This window comes from Phycisphaeraceae bacterium (genome assembly GCA_019636675.1).
GTDB lineage: Bacteria > Planctomycetota > Phycisphaerae > Phycisphaerales > UBA1924 > JAHBXC01.
Window position 1 is genome coordinate 192,512 of sequence record JAHBXC010000001.1, and the last position, 17,940, is coordinate 210,451.

Here is a 17,940-nt window from a genome sequence, read left to right on the forward strand (position 1 = left end):
CGCCCCCGACAGACGCCCAGACCGCTTGGAGTTCCCCCACTATGCGCAGGCACACCCTCGCCGTCACGATCCTCACCGCCGCCGCCGGGCTCCCGCTCGTCGGCTGCAACAGCAAGTACAACGACCTCGACGCCGCGTACAGAGCGAGCGAGGCGCGCAACCAGGAACTCGACAACGAGAACCGCCAGCTGCGCGCGAACATCGACATGATGTCCAGCCGCTTGGGCCAGGCCGACTCCGCCGTCGGAGACGCCTCGGCGACCAACGCGCAGCTCCGCGCCGAACTCCTCCGCCTGCGCGAGCAGTTCCGCCAGATGGAGGACCGCTTCAAGAACCTAGACTTCGCGCAGGTCAACCCCGAGACCGACTCCGCGCTGCGCGAGCTCGCCTCGCGCTACCCGGACATCATCCAGTACGACTCGCGTCGCGGCATGCTTCGATTCGCGTCCGACCTCACCTTCGCGCTGGGTTCCGCAGATGTCACCCAGGGCGCTCGCGACACGCTCTCGCAACTCGCCACGGTCCTGAACAGCGCCGGCGCCGCCACCTACGACATCCAGATCGTGGGCCACACCGACAGCGTGCCCATCAGCAGCGCGACCGCGTCGCGTCACCCGACCAATACGCACCTCTCGGCGCACCGCGCGATCTCGGTCCGCGACGCGCTGGCCACCGCCGGCGTCGCACGCACGCGCCTGCAGGTCGCCGGCTGGGGCGAGTACCGCCCGGCTGTCCCGAACAACCCGGGGCGCCAGGGCACGGCGCAGAACCGTCGCGTCGAGATCTTCCTCGTGCCCTCCACCGCCGACATGTATCAGGCCGCCCCCACGCCCGCCCCTGCGTCTGCCGCCCAGCCCCAGCGCCAGGCCCAGCCCTCGCGCCCTGCGGTCGACCCGATCAAGTAACCCCACGCACACGACAGATTGCTCACAACGCCGCGTCATCGCGGCGTTTTTCTTTCTCGCGCACTACTGCCGCTGCCCGGTCGCCCGCTCCCGCCACTTGGTCACCGCTTCCGGCTCGCGCGGATAGATCGGCGTCAGGTCGTCCACCCCCATCGCCGGGAACTCCTCGCTCGCGATCGCGCACAGCCGCGCGTCGAGGCGAGGAATCCTCAGCCGCGCCCCCGCGTCGCTCGCCGCGGCGCGCAGCTCCTCGGGCAGGTGTCCATCTGCGAGCACGACCCGCACTCCGGACGCTCGCAGCATCGACCCCAGCCCACCAGGATCGACGAGCGCCCCCGGGCTGATCGCGCGCGTCCCGACGAAGGCCTGCGCCCACACCGTCTCGCGCTTGCTGGCGAGGAGCACAACAAAGCCCTCGCCGGCCTCGCCGGGGTGGTCTTCCATGAACCCGGCCGCGATACCGCTGGCCGTCGGCACGCCGACGAGCTCCGCCCCGAGCGACTCTCCGAGCATCTTCGCCGTGGCGACCGCGATGCGCAGCCCCGTGTAGCCACCCGGCCCGAGACCGACCGCGACGCGCGCGAAGTCGCCGGGTCGAACGCCCGCTCGCCGGCACGCGGCATCGATCGATCTCATCATCGAGTCGTCGTGGCGCGCGCCGGATCGCATCGGTTCCACGGTCGCGATGCCGTCGCGCACGACCGCGACGCTGCCCTCGTCGCCCGCGCAGAGCGAGGGGTTGCTCGCCTCGATCGCGAGCAGCACGCGCCGGGGGCTGGCGTTCACGCGAGGGCGTTGCCGAAGTACGTCGCCTGCAGGGGCGCCACGACCTTCAGCACCTCGAGCAGCACCTGCGCCGGGCTGCCCAGAGCGTCGACGTCGGCGATGCGGTCCTTCGCGTAGTGGTCAAGCAGCGGGCGCGTCTCGTCCCGATAGACATCGAGGCGTCGACGGATGACATCTTCCTTCGCGTCGTCAGCGCGGTTCTCTTTCATGGCGCGCTTCTTGAGTCGCGAGATCGCTTCCTTCTCATCGGCGAAGGCGAGATGGATCACCTTCAGGACATCGATCACGCCGTCGAGCAGCGCCGCCTGGTTCACGTTGCGTGGGATGCCGTCGAGCACCAGCAGCTGCGTCGTCGGGTCGTACTTGCCGCCGGCGCGGAGCTTGCCGACGTGCTCCTGCCAGAGGTCGATGGTCACCTCGTCGGGGACCAGCTCGCCTCGGGTGGAATACTCCCGGAAGATCTTGCCGAGACGCGACTCGGGGTCCATCCCCCGAAACATGTCGCCGCTGGACATGTGGAGCACACCCGGGATGGCGCCCAGGATCTTGCCCTGCGTGCCCTTGCCGGCGCCGGGGGCGCCGAACAGGAGAACCGTTTTGAATCGCTGCTGACCGCTCATGCGTTTTTCCAGACTCGGCCGCGCCGGCGCGGCCCGATCACCAACACAACCGACGCGAACCCCCGAGCAAAGAGGGTACGCCGACGCCCACAATCGGCCAAGGCCCCCCCATCGCCCCAGCAACGCCCGAGAAAATCCGGCCCGGGCGCTGTATCGTGGCCACCATGCGAGGGATCACGCACCGCTGGAGACTCAGGGACGAGTCGGTCGCCGACGCCGGCGCGCTCGCACAAGGAATCGAAGCGCTCCCGGCGCGGATCCTCGCCGCCCGAGGCCTGCTGGGCGACCACGCGTCCCGCTTCCTCGACCCCAGACTCACCGATCTCCACGATCCGGCGCTGCTCCCCGGCGCGACGCGCGCCGCCGAACGAATCCTCGGCGCCCTCGCGAAGCGTGAACCGATCGTGATCTACGGCGACTACGACGTCGACGGGGTCACCGCCTCGTCCATCCTCTACCACCTCTGCCGCGCCGTCGCTCCCGACGCGCCGGTTTCGATCTACATCCCCCACCGGCTCGAGGAGGGCTACGGGCTCAACCCCGACGCGATCGCGGCACTCGCGCAGCAGGGCGCTGGACTCATCGTCAGCGTGGACTGCGGCGTCACGGCTCTCGAGCCGGCGCGCGTCGCGAAGCAGCATGGCGTCGATCTGATTATCACCGATCACCACAACATGCTGCCCCCGAGTGCACCGGGCCAGGACCCGCCGCTGCCCGACTGCTACTGCGTGGTGCACCCGCGTGCTCCCGGCTCGGCGTACCCGTTCCACGACCTCGCGGGCGCTGGCGTCGCGTTCAAACTCGCGTGGCGAATCGCCACGATGCATTCCGGCGGCGAACGCGTCCCGGCGCAACTGCGTGAGACGCTGCTGGACCTGCTCGCCTACGCGTCGCTGGGTACGATCGCCGACATCGTGCCGCTCGTCGACGAGAACCGCGTGATCGCGCGGTTCGGGCTGGCGCGACTGCGCGCCGTCAACAACGAGGGGCTGCGCGCGCTCATCGAGGCGTCCGGCCTGGCGTCGGACAAGGTGTCCGCCGAGGACGTCGGGTTCCGGCTCGGCCCCCGGCTCAACGCGTGCGGGCGACTGGGGCACGCGCGCGAAGCGGCCGAGCTGCTGACCACCGCGGCCGGTCAGCGCGCCGTCGACATCGCCACGCAGCTCAGCGGCCTCAACACGCAGCGCCAGGCGACGGAACGCCGCATCTTCGAGCAGGCGCACGCCCTCGCGTCGCAGATGGGCATGTGCGCCGACGAACGGCGCGCGATCGTGCTCGCGCACGACGAGTGGCACCCCGGGGTCGTCGGCATCGTGTGTTCTCGGCTCGTTGAACGCGAACGCCGCCCCACGATCCTCATGCAGCGCCACAACGGCGAGTGCCACGGATCGGGGCGCAGCGTGCCGGGCGTCTCGCTCCACGCCGCTCTGCACGAGTGCGCCGAGATGCTGACCTCCTTCGGGGGCCACGACATGGCCGCCGGACTGCGCCTGCCGACGGACAACCTGGCCGCTTTCACCGAGCGATTCACCGAAGTGGTGAACGGGATGCTCAGCGTCGAGGGCCTGACTCCCGTGCTGACGCTCGACTGCGAGGCGTCGCTCGCCGAAGTCTCGCCCCGCGCCGTGCAGCAGACGGCGCGACTGGGCCCGTTCGGACGCGACAACCCCCGTCCGGCGGTGATGCTGCGCGACCTGCGCCTGGCGATGGACCCGAAGCGCATGGGCCAGCAGAGCCAGCACATCTCGCTGATGGCCAAGCAGGGCGAGCGCGCGATGCGGATCGTCGGCTGGGGCTGGGGCGACCGGCTCGCTGAGCTGAAGACGGGGAGGCGCTTTCACGCCGCGGTCCGGGTGGGCATCTCCGAATGGCACGCGCGCGAAGGGCGCGAGGTCGTCGAAGCCACGCTCGAGGACCTGGCGTACTGCTGATCAGCCCGTCACTGGGCCATCGTGCTGCTGATCGTGAAGATCGGCAGCAGCAGGGCGAGGGCCATCCCGCCGATCAGCAGGCCCATCACCATGATCATCGCCGGCTCGATGAGCTGAGTGCCGGTCTTGATCGCTTCGTCAAGATCGTTCTCGCTGCTCTCGGCGACGCGCGCCAGCACCTCGGGGAGCTTGCCCGACCGTTCGCCCGCGCTGATCATCTGCGCAACGGGCGCCGGGATGAGGTCGCTCTTGGTCACTACCTCGGCGACGGTCTTGCCTTCCGTCAGCGACTCGATGAGCTCGGACCACAGACGGTCCCACAGCACATTGTTCGTCACCGTGCGCACGATCTTAATGGCCTCGACGAGCGGCACGCCTGCGATCAGCAGCGTGCCGAGCGTTCGCGTGGCCCGGGTCAGGTAGTACTTCGTGTACATCGGCCCGAAGACCGGCGCGTTCAGCCGGAGCCAGTCCAGGGCGTAACGCCCGCGCGGGCTCCGCGCGAACAGAAAGAAGAGCACTCCGGCCACGCCCAGGCCCACGCCGAGCTCGAGCCCGCGCGTCTGGAAGAACTCGCTGACCGCGAGAACGATCCGGGTCGGGGTCGGCAGCGTGGCGTTGCGCGTCTGGTAGATCTTCGCGAACCGCGGCAGCACCCACACCATCAGAAACCCGGTGACCGCCAGCGCCATGGTCATCATGACCGTGGGGTACGTGAGCGCTCCCTTAATCTGTTTGGTGATCCGGCGCTCTTTGCCCAGATACTCGGAGACGCGCCGGAGCATGACCGCCATCGTGCCCGACGCTTCCGAGGCGCGCACCAGACTCGTCATCAGCTGTGGAAACACCGTGGGGAACGCGCCCATCGCGGCGCTGAAGCTCGCGCCCGAAGTGACGCCCTCGCGCACGACGTCCACGACGCGCCCCATGTTGCCGACCTTGCCCTGCTTGAGGTACGCGTCGAGCGCCTCGCTCAGGGGGACGCCGGTCTCGATCATGACCGCGAGCTGCCCGCTGAACTCGATGACCTGGTCGCGTTTCACGCCGCGGGCCGCCCGGCGGATGCGGACCTCCTCCACGTCCAGGGCGTCGTGCTCGGAGCGCAGCTCGATGACGGTCCTGCCAAGGGCGCGGACGCGCACGATCGCCTCGTCGCGCGACGGCGCGTCGATCACATCGACGACCTGCGCGCCTGAGTCGTCTCTCGCCTTGTAGCGGAACCTGGCCATGCGTCAGGCGGCCTCCTCAGACGCGATCTGGAACACGCCGATGTCTTGGCTCAGCACGCGGAGCACCTCGTCGACCGTCGTCTGCCCGGCGAGCGCCTTGCTCAGCCCGTCCTGGCGGAGCGTGACAAAGCCCGCCTCGGTCGCCATGCGCCGGATGTCGACCAGACCGGCGCCTCGCGCGATCGCCTCGAGCATCTCCTCATTGGGGACGATCAGCTCGAAGACGCCGAGTCGGCCGGAGTACCCCTTGCCTCGGCAGCGCGTGCAGCCCGCGCCCTTCACCAGCTCGCCGACCTCGCCGAAGGTGTCCTGCAGCGCCTTGCGCTCGCGCGCGTCTGGCTGGTAGGGCACGCGACAGTGCGGGCAGACCTTGCGCACAAGCCGCTGCGCGAGCACGCCTCGCAGCATCGCGCTGACGAGGTACGGCTCCACGCCCATGTTCACCAGTCGCGTCACCGCGCTGGCGGCGTCGTTGGTGTGCAGCGTCGAGAGTACAAGGTGGCCGGTCAGCGCCGCCTGCGTGGCGACCTGCGCCGTCTCCGCGTCGCGGATCTCGCCCACCATGATGATGTCCGGGTCCTGACGCAGCAGCGACCGGAGCGCCGCGGCGAAGCTGAACCCGATCTTCTCGTTCACCTGGAACTGATTCACGCCCAGGATGTTCGCCTCGACGGGGTTCTCGACCGTGCAGAGGTTGTCCTCGTCGCTGGCGAGTTCGGCGAGCACGCTGTACAGGGTGGTCGACTTTCCCGAGCCCGTCGGCCCGGTCACCAGGACCGCGCCCGTGGGCGAGTTGATAACCTCGCGCCAGATCCGGGTCATCTGAGCGGACATGCCGAGCTTCTCAAGCGAGACGATCGCGTTGCGGTTGTCGATGACGCGGATCACGACCTTCTCGCCGTACTTGCCGGGCATCGTCGAGACGCGCATGTCGATGGGTCGCCCCTCGAGCATCACGTGGATGTCGCCATCCTGAGGCAGACGGCGCTCCGAGATGTCCATGCCCGACATGATCTTGATGCGCGACACGACCGCCGGGTGCATCTGATGTGGCGGGCTGAGCTTGACGTGCAGGCGCCCGTCCACGCGGAATCGCACGCGGCAGGCGTGATCCTCGCGCTCGATGTGGATGTCGCTCGCTCGGTCCTGGACCGCGCTGTAGAGCAGGAAGTTGACAAGCTTGATCACCGGCGACTGCCCGGCGATCTCCTCCATGTTGTGGAGGTCCTGAAGCTTCGTATCGACCAGCTCGATGGTGTCGGCGCCGCTCGACCCGTCGTACATGTCGTCGATGACGAACACGCCGGCGGCGGGCATGTGCGCCTGCAGCGTGGCCCGGATGTCGCGCGACGTCGCCGCGACGATCTGCACCTCGCAGTTCGCCAGGCGCTCCAGCTCCTCGATGAGGAACAGGTTCGCCGGCTCCGAGATGGCGACGGTCATGACGCCGTTCACCAGGAACAGCGGGAGCACGCAGTGCGTGTCCATGAAGTCACGGGGGAGCTTGTCCGTCACCCGCGGGTCGGCCAGGCGGGGCGTGAGCTTGGCGTAGGGAACGCCGTAGGCCGACGCCAGCGCCTCGACGACCTGCTCCTCTGACACGATCGACAGGTCGATCAGGATCTCGCCAAGGAGCTTGCGATGGCCGCAGCGCTTCTGCTCCTCGAGCGCGTCGCGCAGCTGCGCCTCGCTCAGGAGCCCGCGCTCGACGAGCAGCTCGCCGAGCTGGACCTTGACGCCGGGCTGGGACGCACGGGATTTGCGGAGCGTCTCGCTCATCGCAGACTCCTGACCGCGTCCTCGACGCTCTCGGCCGACTGGAACATCCCGTCCAGCCGGGTCATCTCCAGGATCTTCCTCACCGTGTCGTCGACTTTGACGAGCCGGACGCTCCCGCCCTTCTCGGCGGTGTGCTCGCGGACCCGCAGCAGGGTCTCCATGGCCGCGGAGTCGAGATACTCCAGGTGCTCACAGTCCACCACGACGTCGCGCGTGCCCGCCTCGATCCGCTCGAGTGCGCTGCGATGCATCTGGTCGGCGTCGTCGATGGTGAAGTCGCCCGACAGCGTGAAGACGACCACTCGTCCGAAGTTCTGGTAGCTGTACTTCATGCCGCCGCCTCCCCTTCCATGGGCGCGATCGTGACCTGGCGCTGCTCGGCCGCCTTGTGACGCTCGACCATCCGGTCGTACTCCGCGAAGTCCAGCTCGACGAAGTACCGCGAGAGCTGCGGGTCGAACTGCGTGCCGCCGCAGCGCGCGATCTCGGACAGCACCCGTTCACGCGGCATCGCCGATCGATAGGTCCTCGTGCTGCTCATCGCGTCGAAGGAGTCGGCGATGGCGATGAGCCGCGCGAAGAGCGGGATGCCCTCGCCCGCCAGGCCCTCGGGGTAGCCGCGTCCGTCCCATCGCTCGTGGTGGTAGAGCACGCCCGGGAGCACGTCGACGAGCTGCGGGATGTCCCGCAGGATGCGATGCCCGATCTCCGGGTGCAGCTTGATGAGCTCGAACTCCTCGTCGGTCAGGCGACCGGGCTTGCAGAGCACCGCCTCGGGCACGCCGATCTTGCCGACGTCGTGGATGAGCCCGGCGATGTGCAGGCGCTCCAGCGATTCGGGCTCGATGCCGATCGCCTCGCCCAGCTTCATCGCCATATACGCGACGCGTTCGCTGTGGCCGCGGGTGTAGCGGTCCTTGGCGTCGATCGCGGCCGTCAGCGCGCGCAGCGTGCCGAGGAACATCGACCGCTGATCGGCGTAGAGCGCCGCGTTCTCAAGAAGCACGCCGATCGCGGCAGCGGCGGCGCCGACGAGCTTGATGTCCGTGCTGCTGACCTGCGGGTCCTCGCCGTGCTTGCGCAGCGCGACGACGGCTCCGATCAGCGTCTCTTCGCGCACGATCGGGTGCGCGAGGCAGTCACCCCCGCCGCGCATCTCGCCGGCGCCGGTGTTCACGCGCCCGAAGACGGTCGGCGAATCCATCGAGAGGCCTCGCAACGCGTCGCGGGCGATCGCGTCGTCGGACTTGCGATCGGCCTTCTCGCCCACGCGCACGACGCGCCCCGCCAGCGATCGCCCCTTGGAGGAGTCTTCGCTGAAGCACGCCGAGATCGAGTCGAAGGGCAGCGTGGCGTGCAGCTCGTCGAGCGCGAGCGTGACAAACCGCTCCGGATTGGTGAGCGAGCTCATCGCTCCGCTCAGGCGGTAGACGAGCGAGAGCTCTTCGTACACGCCGGAGAGCTGCCGGCTGAAGCTCTCGACCGCGAGCCGCGACTCCGCGAGCTCGCTGTGGTCGGCCCACAGGCAGGGCAGCGTGCGAGCGAGCAGCATCGCTTCGCCCAGCCCGGACGCGCCGGCGACGAACGCCACGATGTACCCGGTCTTGCGCCGGCGGCGCGACAGCGTCGTCGGGACCAGAGTGAGATCGCTGCGCGGCGACCAGATCGTGGGCTGGTCTTCCGTCGCCCAACGGGCGGCCGCGAGCCGGAGCGTCTCGGCGACCTCTGGGCCGCTCACCGTCACGCCGGAAGCGCGCAGGGAATCGCTGTCGATGTCGCCGCCGGGCTCGCCGGAAGCGTCGATGACGACGCTCATCACGCCGATCGACGACAGGCGAGAGAGGAACTCCGCAACCACGGGGTCCAGCGCGGGATGGATCGGCTCTGGGCTCACGCTGCCTTCCTGGCGCCTCCGCTCAAGAGTGCTTCGACCCTCGTCAGAATCTCACGCGGGCTGAAGGGCTTCGCCAGCACCTCGGCGATGTTCGTGCGCGCGAGGTCCTCTTTGGAGAGCGCGTGCCCGCGCGCTGTCAGCAGGAGCGCCGGCGTGTCCCTCGTATCGGGGTTCGCGCGGAGCTTCTCGCACAGCTCGAGACCGGTCATGTACGGCATCTGGAGATCGGTGATCACGATGTCCGGGTGTTCCTTGCAGGCGATCTCGTAGGCCTGCTCGCCGTCGGCGGCGGTGATGACCTCCAGACCCGCGTTGCGCAGCTTGAGCGCGACCACGTGCACGATGTGGGGCTCGTCATCCACGACCAGGGCGATTTTGCCAGTCATAGCTTCTCCTTGGTGATTCCGCGTCCGTTCACGCCGCCGCCCGGGTCGCCGCACGCCCCTTGCGCTCGTAGGGGATCGTGAACCAGAACCTGCTGCCGAGCCCGACCTGGCTGGAGAGCCCGACCTGGCCGGAATGGAGGGTTTCGACGATGTTCTTGACCAGGTTGAGGCCGAGCCCGGTGCCCTTCGCGACGCGTTTGTAGCTGTCGATCCGGTAGAACTTCTCGAAGACCTTGTCGACCGCTTCGGGCGGGATGCCCAGCCCGGTGTCCTGCACGCCGATCATCACCGAGCGGGTCGTGTCGTCGTTCTCGACGCTGACCGTGACGCGGCCGCCCTCGGGGGTGTACTTCACCGCGTTGCTCACGAGGTTCAGGACGACCTGGTGCATCATGTCGCGGCTGGCCTGCGCCGTGTAGACCATCGGGCCCGCCTTCATCAGGAGGGTGATGTTCTTCAGCTTGGCCTGGGGCTGCATGATCTCCACCACCTCGCGCGCGACCTCGACGAAGTCGACCTCGGTGTCCTCGACCTGCACGATCCCCGCCTCGATGCGGCTGATGTTCAGCATGTTGTCGATCAGGCGCGTCAGCCGGTCGGCTTCGTTCTTGATGATCTCGTAGAACTCCTGCCGGTTCTTCTCGTCGGCGGCCTCGCCGTCGAGCAGCATCTCGACGTACGCGTTGATGCTGCTGAGGGGCGTGCGGAGCTCGTGGCTGACCTGGCTGACGAAGTCCGACTTCATCTGCGCGATTTCCTTCTCGCGCGTCACGTCGCGGAGGATGGTCACGACGCCCGACGCGCCGCCCTCGCCGGAGGGGTTTGTCATCGGCGCGAGCGTGATGTCGAAGGCGCGGAGCTCGGAGCGCCCGTCGGGGCCGCGAGCGGTCATCGTGTACTCCACGTGCCTGCGCTCGTTGTTCTCGGCGGCGGCGCGGGCCTCGCTGATGACGCGGATCAGCGACTTGTCGGTCAGGACCTCGTCGATCGGCTTGTGGACCGCCTGCTGGAGGTCGAACCCCAGCAGCGTGGCGGCGGCCTCGTTGGCCATCTTCAGCTCGTCGAAGGTGTCGGTCACCAGCACCGCGTCGCGCAGGCTGTGCAGCGTGGACTCGACCTGGCGGCGCTCGGACTCGGTGATGCGCCGGCGGATCTCGATCTCGCGCAGACGGTTCTCGGCGCTCTGCAGGCGCTCGAGGAAGCGCGACCGCGCCTCGCTCACGCCCTGCGCCAGCGGCGCGAGCCATGCAGGGCCGGCGCCGGGGTCGACCCGCTCCTCGCCCGCGTCGGCGAACATCTCGGCGAGCCGTCGAACCTCGCGCATCCTGTTCCGAGCCGACAGGACCCACAGCCCTGCCCCCAGCGCGGCGCCGGCTGCCAGCGCGACGCCGGCGGCCCCGGGCGGGACCCGCACGCCGCCGATCAGCGACGCCGACAGCCCGCCGGCGAGTGCGCTCGCCCCGCCGATCGCGGCTCCACCGATCCATCCTGCTCGTGTCTTCATCAGTTTCATGCGCTTGTCCTCATCCCCGGCGCGATCAGCGCTGCTCGTCGTCCATCACGCCCACGAACGCGCCGCCGGACACGCTCCTGTTGTCGCCCGCGCGCATCGCATGGGCCGTGCGGAGACTGTCGGCGGCCTCCGCGTCGCGACCAAGCTCCTTGAGCACCACGCTGCGCATCGCCCATGCTTCGCCCTGGCGGGGCGAGAGTTCGATCGCGGCGTCGAGCGATCGGAGCGCGCCGTCAAGGTCGCCGCGCCTGCGCTGCCACGCCGCCATGAGGAGCCGTCCATCCGGCTGCGACGCGTCGATCGCGATGAGCCGGCTCGCGGACTGGCGGAGCCGGGGAAGGTCGTTGAGGCGGAGCGCGACGCGCCCGAGCGTGAGCCACGCGACACGGTCGGCCGAGCCCGCGTCGTCGCGCGTAAGCGTCAACAGCGCGGTCCGCGCGTCGACGAGGCGGTTGACCTCGATCAGGCAGCGGATGCGCATGTGCATCAGGTCGCGCCGGGACGCCATGTTCGGCTCCGCGAGCAGCTGCGTGAGCACGACCTCGGCGTCGGCGTACCTGTTCGCGGCCATCTCGGCGCGGGCCAGGTCCTCGAGGACGCCGGTGTTCCTCGGCTCGAGCAGTCGCGCCTCGCGCAGCAGGCGGGCGGCGTAGTCGGGCATCCCGTCCAGCAGCGCGACCGATCCGAGCGTGCGCCGGACGCCCGCGCTGTGCTGGTGACGCTCGAGCCCCTCGAGCAGCATGGTGCGTGCTTCGTCGATGCGACCCATCTCGACCAGCATCTCGGCGGCGGCGACGAGGTACCTCGGCTCGGTCGGATCGAGCGTGCGGCAGTGCTTGTAGTCGCGGATCGCGAGGTCCCAGCGGTTCACCCGCTCGAAGGCGATGGCGCGGTTGAAGTACGACTCGATCTGCGTGTCGTCCATCTCGATCGCGGCGTCGAAGGACGCGATGGCGTCCTCGTAATCGCCCCGCTCGAGCAGGATGCGCCCGCGGAGGTTGTAGCTCTTGGTGACCGACGGCGCGTTGCGGATCGCGCTGTCGATAGTCTTCAGGGCCTTGTCGAGGTCGCCGCTGAAGAACTGCTGGCGCGCGGTCTCGAATTCAGCGCCGGCCTTGATCGCGCCGAGGCGCTGCTGGGAGTGCTTCACAGCGGCGCTGGTGTAGTTGCCGTGGCCTTTGCAGCCCGCGAGCCCGCCGGCGACGGCGCAGATGGCGCCGGCGAGAAGGATTGCCCGCGCCGGGGCGTGGAGCTGGATGTTGGTTCTGCTGATCCGCATGGGTGTGCCTGTCTGTGGATGTTCGGTCGTTTACGTTGGTTCAGGGCGTCGGGCCGCGCAGGTCCTCGGTGGGCGTCGCGATCGGGCCGTTGAATGGCCACGAGGACGAGCTCGCGCCGGAGCGGATGCGCCGCCAGGCGTCCTCGATCGTGGCGCCGGCGCGCGTCGGCTGCGGAGGCGCGGGGTTGGCGGATGCCATCAGGATCGGCGCGTCGGTGAAGACGGCGGTCGTCCGGATGGAAGCGAGGGACCGCGCGTTGATGGCGCTGAGCGTCATGGCGTTCGCCAGATCGCCCATCGAGAGGAAGACTGTCTGCGGGATCGGCGCGCTGCGTGCCGGCGTCTCGCCCGCGCCCGGCCTGGCTGCGGACGGGCGGGGCGTCGCTGCGGGCTCGAGCTTCGTGTCGAAGCCGTCGCGCAGGATCTCTTCCAGCACGCTGCGCGTCGGGATCCGGATCTCGTCGTCTTCGAGGATCTGCTCGCGCAGACGCACCGCGTCGGGCTGGTTGGGGTTCAGCTCGAGCGAGCGGCGGAGCTTCCACATCGCCTTCTCGCGGTCGCCGCCGCGGGCGAGCTCGGCGGCCTCGACGTTGAGCTTCGCGGTCTGGCGTTCGCGGCTGAACGGGAGGAGCCCCTCGCGGGCCGCGCTCATCGCGTCCTGCGCGATCTGCTTGCCCTTCTCGCCGGCGGACGCGAGCATCGAGTCGTTCACGATCGTCGGTGTGATGAGGAACATCACCTCGGTCCGGTTCACGCTGTCTTCGCGCCCTCGGAACGGGATGCCGATGATGGGGATGTCGCCCAGGACCGGGACCTGACGCCTGGTCAGCTGCATCGTCTCTTTGAACAGCCCTCCGAGCACGATGGTCGAGCCGTCGCGGACGATCACGTTGGTGGTGATCTCCTGCGTGAGCTCGTCGGGGATGGTCGTGGTCGCCCCCTGCGAATCGATGACGTCGCGCAGGACGGCCTCGGACACCGAGGGCTTGAGCTCCATGCGGATCATGCCGTCGTTCGAGATGAACGGGCGGAAGACCAGCTGCGTGCCTGTGTCGAGGAATTCGACGGTCTGCGTGGTCGAGGTATCGTTGGTGGTGGTGCTGAGGTAGCCGATCCTGGCGCCGACGAGCACGCGCGCCGGCTGGCGGTTGAGCGCGAGGATCTTCGGGTTGGAGAGGATCGTGGTGTCGCCGACCTCGTCGAGCATCCGGATGAACACGCTGATGCCCGAGCCGACGATGCCGATCTTGAGCGTCCCGGGCCCGCCGGTGTTGCCGGGGGTCGAGACGGCGGCCTGGCCGCGCGAGAGCACGTTGTTCCCCGGGACCTGCGGCGGGTTGCGCAGGGCGTTGGCCGGGTTCAGCGGGCCGCCGAGGTTGAGGAAGTCGCCGAGGTCGAGATCGCCGACGAGGGAGAAGTCGACGCCGAAGGCGTTGTCCTCGTTGAGCTGAGTCTGGAGGATGGTCGCTTCGACGAGGACCTGCGCCGGGCGGGTGTCGAGCTGGACGATCAGCTGCTCGATCTCGCGGAGGTTCTCGGCGTAGTCGTAGACGACGAGGGTCGACGCGAGGGCGAACTTCTCGCCGCCGGTCGGGGTGTCGCCGAGCGCGAAGGTGCCCGCGTCGCCGTTGGCCTTGATCTGGCCGACGCCCGGGGTCAGGAGCGGGGTGACGAAGAGCGCCGCGTCTGTGGCGTTGAGGTAATTGAGCTGCATGACCTTGGCGAAGGGGCGCCGGTCTGCCTGCTTGATCTTGTTGATCTCGTCGAGGGTGTAGACGTAGATGAACTCGCCGCGCTCGACGTAGCCGTAGCCGTTGACGTGGAGGATGGCGTCGAGCGCTTCGTAGAAGGTGACGCCGTAGAGGTCGGCGGTGACGCTCGCCTCGACGCCTTTGCTGGCGACGATGTTGCGTTCGGACTGCATGGCGAGCATCTGCAGGACGGTGCTGAGCTTCTCGTCGCGCAGGTGCATGTCGACGGTCATGTGCTCGCTGACGCGGACGCGGGTGCGCTGCGACGCGTCGCCCGGCTGGAACGCCGGCACGCCGCCTGTGCTGCCGGCCTGCTGCGCGATCGCGCCCGGCGTGAGCGTGAGCGCCGCGACGACAGCGCGGACCCGACGACCGTGATGTGCTGCTCTGTGTCCCATGCGGTGCTCGTTCTCGGCCCGTCTCCGGGCCGTCATCTGTTCGGTTGTCGTCAGTCGTCAAGCGGGCTGGCGACCCGCAACTCGCGAAGTACCCCGTCGCGTTCCAGCGTCACGGACCTCGGAGTGATCGCCGTCACGCGGAAGCCAGCGACCGAATCGCCCACGCGCGTCATCACGACGCCGGGCCCCCCGAACGCGGAGAGATCGAATATGGCGACAGTTCTCTTGCCGGACATGGTGCTTTTCAGACGGAGTGCGGCGAGGTCCTTCGCGATCGCGCGTCCTCGGTCGCCATCGTCGTCGTAACCGTCGGCCGACTTTGCGCTCGCGAGCGAACGCCGGTCCGGTTGCGACGGATCGGGAAAGTGTGCGTTGTCGAGGGCGAAGAGGTCTCTCGTCGGCGCGTCGACCCGCATGGACGCCTTCCACGCGGCCATCGCCTCTCGGACCTTGCGCTCGGCGTCGGTCGCGATCACCGAGTCCGACGCGAGCGGCTCCGATCCGCTCAGCGACGCGGGCGAGGCGACCACGGCCCGTCGCGCCGCCGGTGACTTGCCCAACGGTGCGAATGTCTTGACGCCAAACCCAACCGCGACCACGCCGAGCACGCAGAGGATCGCGGCCTTGCGCTTGTCGGCGACGATCTCTTCACGGATCCGGGTGAATGCGCTCATCGCGACGCTCCCTCGGTCACGGTCGCCATGGGCGACGGGGCGGGGCTCTCCGTCGACATCGCCTCGATCACGATCTCGACGACGAGCGTCGGCGCGCCAGGGCCGCTGCCTCGGGGCGGGTCGATGGTCAGGCGGGTGACGCGCAGCAGGCGATCGAGCGAATAGATGCGGTCGAGCACCGCGAGCACCGCGGGGTACCCCGATTCCATCGACAGCGTCAGGGGCGTCACGCGCACGCCCTCCTCGATGCGCGCGCGTTCCTGGCGGAGCTCGTGCTTCCCGATCTCCAGCGTCTGGAGGAAGGAGCTGAGTTCGTGCACGAGCAGCGATGTCTCGTCGCTGGCGGCCAGGGGTTTGGTCGACGCCAGCGCGAAGTCTCGCGCCTGGTGCAGCGTGCTCGCCATGGTGCGGATGTCTCGGGCCGTCGCCTGCGAGTGGTGCAGTTCGGAGCGGCTGCGCTCGATCTTCTCCTGCAGCGCGGTGGCCTTGGCGTTTGAAGGCGAGGCGCCGAGCCAGACTCCCGCGCCGACGAGCGCCGCGAGGCCTGCCCCGAGTTTCACGTGCGTGGCGGGGATCTTCATCGCGTCGCCTCCGCCTTTGCTGTGTCCGGCAACGCGGCGCTGCGAACCGTCACGCCGATCCGGAACTCGCGCGCCTCGGTCTGGCGAACCCGGATGGGGCGCGCGTACTCGAGCGAGGTCGACTCGAACATGCCCGTGCGCTCCAGGTCGGTGATGAACCGCGCGATGTCGGTGTCGCTGAGCGCGACGCCGGCGATATCGACGCGCGCCGAGGCACGCGCGGTCTCGCTCCCGGTGCGACGCATCGAGCGTACATCGCTGGCGCTGGCGGCGCGCCGCTGGTCGTAGGTGAACGAGACGAGCGACATCGACTGCGGCGCCGCGGCGGTGATGGTCCGGAGCGTGTCGCGGACCGTCGGCCCCGGGGCCAGTCGCGCCTGCTGCTCGATGCGGTCGCCGATCAGCAGGAGTTCGCTGCCGATTTCGAGCACTGCTCGGTTCTGCTCGGCTTCACGCTGAACGGCCCGCTGGACGGACGCGAGTTCCCGCTCGAGCGAGACTGTCCGGAGGCGGGTCGCGCCGACGAGGAGCGCGACGCCGAGCGACGCCACGCAGTAGGCCGCGATCCAGCGCCTGCGGTTGACGCGGCGCATGGAGCGGGCCCGGGCCGAGTAGGGCATGAGGTCGATCGTGCGCGTCACGCGGCCCTCCCGGCGCCTGGGCGCCTGGCGAGGAGGCCCTTGACGCGCTCGTAGGCGTCGCGTGCGGCGTCGGCGCGGTGCTCGGCGCGCAGACTCAGCCCGCTGGCGGTCGCCCACTCGCACAGGGGCCCGCGCCGGTTCATCGTGAAGGTCGTAGGCGCGAGTTCGATGCCCTCGAGGGGGCGCCCGAGCGTGGTCGACAGGCCGCAGACATCGCCGACGATCTCGGACAGTCGTGGCTCGGGCGCGTCTCCGCCCACGAGCACGATCCCGTCGGGCTTGGACCCGCGGAACGTGACGAGGAAGTACCGGACGCACAGGTTGATCTCGTGCGCGAGCTCGTTGAGCAGCGGGCGGATGGCGTCGAAGATCGCGCGGTCGACGCGGTCGTCCACCGGCGCCTCGGCGTCGCGCCCGCTCCAGACGCGCTTGAGGCGCTGGCGCCGGATCTCGGCCACGGTGGCGGCGTCCATGTCGAGCCGCTCAGCGGCGGCGCGGTCGAGCCGTTCTCCGCCCCACTCGATCTGCTTATAGAAGCACAGCGTCTCGCCGCGCATGGCCAGGACGCTCGTGCTGCGCCTGCCGATGTCGACGACGATCTGGGCGACCTGCTGGTCGACCGCGCGTCGGCGACGACGCCCGAAGCACCGCGCGGTCGCGGCGAATCCCGGCTCGACGCCTATGGGCTCGAGCCCGGCGTCGATGACGGCGTCGACGATCCGCTCGACGGCCTGGCTGCGAACGCCTGCGAGGATGATCTCCTCGCGCGACTCGTCGCCCTGCTGGACGGCGCCGGCGCGCAGCCAGCCGACCTCGACGCGCTCGCTGGCCTCGAAGCCCAGGCGGTGCGCCGCGTCGACCCTGAGGGACTGATCCGTCTCGGCGTCTGGCATGGAGGGAAGACGCACGGAGCGCACGCGCAGGAGGCGGTCGTCGAGCCCGATGACGCAGGCGCGCCCGTGGAACTCGCCGCTCTGGAGCTTGCGTTTGAGCACGACCCCGAGCGAGGCGTAGTACCCCTCGTCGTTCGGGTCGTCGCAGTCCGCCTCGACGCGCGTGGCGGCACGCACCTTGAAGCGCCCGCCGACTCGCTGGAGCTGGATCGCTTTCGCGCCGCTCGCGCCGAGGTCGAGGCCGATGGGCATCGTGCCGAACTGGAAGCCGCCGCGCAGCAATGCGTTCCCTTCCTCGTCTGTCGCGTGCCGGCGTGCCCGCCCGTGGTTCAGGGCCGGGGCGCCGGTGCGCGCTGTGTCTGCTGCGCCTGTTGCTCCATCATCAGGCGCATCGCGTCCAGGGTCGCGTTCATGCGATCCAGTCGCTGGATGATCTCGATCCGCTGGTCGGCCGCGCTGATGAGCCCGCGCGGTCGTTCGTCGGCGAGCGTCTGAGACGCGTGTGCCTCGCTCGGTCCGGAGACCTTGACGAGGGAGACCGCGCCCAGGCAACTCGCTGCGCCGAGCAGGCCTCCGAGCATTCCCGCTCGGAGCGTTGGCCCTGCAAGGCGCTGGCTGTCACGAGTGTTCATGTTTCGCTCCGCATGGCATCGTCGGAGCCCGCGCGAACGCGAGCGGAC

At 69.3% G+C, this 17,940-nt stretch carries 17 protein-coding genes; 2 read left to right on the forward strand and 15 right to left on the reverse strand.

Annotated elements, in window-relative coordinates; genetic code table 11:
- Positions 1–41: 41 nt before the first annotated feature.
- Positions 42–905, forward strand: a complete 864-nt coding sequence (locus KF684_00850; protein ID MBX3351453.1) for an OmpA family protein — start codon at positions 42–44, stop codon at positions 903–905.
- Between the two features lie 63 nt (positions 906–968).
- Here the strand turns inward: KF684_00850 and tsaB are convergent, their stop codons facing one another.
- Together tsaB and KF684_00860 are read right to left on the reverse strand one after the other, a co-directional pair.
- The gene (gene tsaB / locus KF684_00855) at positions 969–1,691 is read right to left on the reverse strand and encodes a tRNA (adenosine(37)-N6)-threonylcarbamoyltransferase complex dimerization subunit type 1 TsaB (protein MBX3351454.1); all 723 of its coding nucleotides are present in this window, start codon (positions 1,689–1,691) and stop codon (positions 969–971) included.
- Positions 1,688–2,311: a nucleoside monophosphate kinase gene (locus tag KF684_00860; GenBank protein ID MBX3351455.1), complete on the reverse strand. Its 624-nt coding sequence runs from the start codon at positions 2,309–2,311 to the stop codon at positions 1,688–1,690. The genes tsaB and KF684_00860 overlap by 4 nt, the downstream gene beginning before the upstream one ends.
- Before the next feature lie 164 nt (positions 2,312–2,475).
- Here KF684_00860 and recJ point away from each other — a divergent pair, with 164 nt between their 5' ends.
- Positions 2,476–4,242 (forward strand): single-stranded-DNA-specific exonuclease RecJ, encoded by a 1,767-nt coding sequence (gene recJ, locus KF684_00865; GenBank protein ID MBX3351456.1) that lies wholly within the window; start codon positions 2,476–2,478, stop codon positions 4,240–4,242.
- Positions 4,243–4,250: 8 nt separating this feature from the next.
- On the opposite strand, the gene KF684_00870 is transcribed toward recJ, so the two are convergent.
- From KF684_00870 to KF684_00930, 13 genes are read right to left on the reverse strand one after another with little or no spacing between them, the layout of a single operon-like run.
- The gene (locus tag KF684_00870; protein ID MBX3351457.1) at positions 4,251–5,471 is read right to left on the reverse strand and encodes a type II secretion system F family protein; all 1,221 of its coding nucleotides are present in this window, start codon (positions 5,469–5,471) and stop codon (positions 4,251–4,253) included.
- 3 nt (positions 5,472–5,474) lie between these two features.
- Entirely contained in the window at positions 5,475–7,250 is a 1,776-nt protein-coding gene (gene tadA / locus KF684_00875) for a Flp pilus assembly complex ATPase component TadA (protein ID MBX3351458.1), read from the reverse strand.
- The gene (locus KF684_00880) at positions 7,247–7,582 is read right to left on the reverse strand and encodes an STAS domain-containing protein (GenBank protein ID MBX3351459.1); all 336 of its coding nucleotides are present in this window, start codon (positions 7,580–7,582) and stop codon (positions 7,247–7,249) included. Before KF684_00880 ends, tadA begins: the two co-directional genes overlap by 4 nt.
- Positions 7,579–9,144: an HD-GYP domain-containing protein gene (locus KF684_00885; GenBank protein ID MBX3351460.1), complete on the reverse strand. Its 1,566-nt coding sequence runs from the start codon at positions 9,142–9,144 to the stop codon at positions 7,579–7,581. The genes KF684_00880 and KF684_00885 overlap by 4 nt, the downstream gene beginning before the upstream one ends.
- Positions 9,141–9,530 carry a response regulator gene (locus KF684_00890; protein MBX3351461.1) on the reverse strand — a complete coding sequence of 130 codons (390 nt, stop codon included), beginning with the start codon at positions 9,528–9,530 and terminating at the stop codon, positions 9,141–9,143. Before KF684_00890 ends, KF684_00885 begins: the two co-directional genes overlap by 4 nt.
- Before the next feature lie 28 nt (positions 9,531–9,558).
- Entirely contained in the window at positions 9,559–11,043 is a 1,485-nt protein-coding gene (locus tag KF684_00895; protein ID MBX3351462.1) for a PAS domain-containing protein, read from the reverse strand.
- Between the two features lie 25 nt (positions 11,044–11,068).
- The gene (locus KF684_00900) at positions 11,069–12,322 is read right to left on the reverse strand and encodes a tetratricopeptide repeat protein (protein MBX3351463.1); all 1,254 of its coding nucleotides are present in this window, start codon (positions 12,320–12,322) and stop codon (positions 11,069–11,071) included.
- A 40-nt stretch (positions 12,323–12,362) separates the two neighbouring features.
- Positions 12,363–14,471, reverse strand: coding sequence for a hypothetical protein (locus KF684_00905; protein ID MBX3351464.1), 2,109 nt, complete (start codon positions 14,469–14,471; stop codon positions 12,363–12,365).
- Positions 14,472–14,521: 50 nt separating this feature from the next.
- The gene (locus KF684_00910; GenBank protein MBX3351465.1) at positions 14,522–15,145 is read right to left on the reverse strand and encodes a hypothetical protein; all 624 of its coding nucleotides are present in this window, start codon (positions 15,143–15,145) and stop codon (positions 14,522–14,524) included.
- On the reverse strand, positions 15,142–15,726 hold the full coding sequence (locus tag KF684_00915; GenBank protein MBX3351466.1) for a hypothetical protein: 585 nt from the start codon (positions 15,724–15,726) through the stop codon (positions 15,142–15,144). The genes KF684_00910 and KF684_00915 overlap by 4 nt, the downstream gene beginning before the upstream one ends.
- Entirely contained in the window at positions 15,723–16,367 is a 645-nt protein-coding gene (locus KF684_00920) for a PilN domain-containing protein (protein ID MBX3351467.1), read from the reverse strand. Before KF684_00920 ends, KF684_00915 begins: the two co-directional genes overlap by 4 nt.
- Entirely contained in the window at positions 16,364–17,542 is a 1,179-nt protein-coding gene (pilM, locus tag KF684_00925; GenBank protein MBX3351468.1) for a pilus assembly protein PilM, read from the reverse strand. Before pilM ends, KF684_00920 begins: the two co-directional genes overlap by 4 nt.
- A 47-nt stretch (positions 17,543–17,589) precedes the next feature.
- Positions 17,590–17,892, reverse strand: coding sequence for a hypothetical protein (locus tag KF684_00930; protein MBX3351469.1), 303 nt, complete (start codon positions 17,890–17,892; stop codon positions 17,590–17,592).
- Positions 17,893–17,940: the final 48 nt, after the last annotated feature.

Excerpts from the sequence above, each read along its gene's own strand:
- KF684_00850 (MBX3351453.1), top strand. The coding sequence starts at position 42 with ATGCGCAGGCACACCCTCGCCGTCACGATCCTCACCGCCGCCGCCGGG.
- KF684_00860 (MBX3351455.1), bottom strand. The coding sequence starts at position 2,311 with ATGAGCGGTCAGCAGCGATTCAAAACGGTTCTCCTGTTCGGCGCCCCC.
- recJ (MBX3351456.1), top strand. The coding sequence starts at position 2,476 with ATGCGAGGGATCACGCACCGCTGGAGACTCAGGGACGAGTCGGTCGCC.
- KF684_00870 (MBX3351457.1), bottom strand. The coding sequence starts at position 5,471 with ATGGCCAGGTTCCGCTACAAGGCGAGAGACGACTCAGGCGCGCAGGTC.
- tadA (MBX3351458.1), bottom strand. The coding sequence starts at position 7,250 with ATGAGCGAGACGCTCCGCAAATCCCGTGCGTCCCAGCCCGGCGTCAAG.
- KF684_00880 (MBX3351459.1), bottom strand. The coding sequence starts at position 7,582 with ATGAAGTACAGCTACCAGAACTTCGGACGAGTGGTCGTCTTCACGCTG.
- KF684_00890 (MBX3351461.1), bottom strand. The coding sequence starts at position 9,530 with ATGACTGGCAAAATCGCCCTGGTCGTGGATGACGAGCCCCACATCGTG.
- KF684_00895 (MBX3351462.1), bottom strand. The coding sequence starts at position 11,043 with ATGAAACTGATGAAGACACGAGCAGGATGGATCGGTGGAGCCGCGATC.
- KF684_00900 (MBX3351463.1), bottom strand. The coding sequence starts at position 12,322 with ATGCGGATCAGCAGAACCAACATCCAGCTCCACGCCCCGGCGCGGGCA.
- KF684_00905 (MBX3351464.1), bottom strand. The coding sequence starts at position 14,471 with ATGGGACACAGAGCAGCACATCACGGTCGTCGGGTCCGCGCTGTCGTC.
- KF684_00910 (MBX3351465.1), bottom strand. The coding sequence starts at position 15,145 with ATGAGCGCATTCACCCGGATCCGTGAAGAGATCGTCGCCGACAAGCGC.
- KF684_00915 (MBX3351466.1), bottom strand. The coding sequence starts at position 15,726 with ATGAAGATCCCCGCCACGCACGTGAAACTCGGGGCAGGCCTCGCGGCG.
- KF684_00930 (MBX3351469.1), bottom strand. The coding sequence starts at position 17,892 with ATGAACACTCGTGACAGCCAGCGCCTTGCAGGGCCAACGCTCCGAGCG.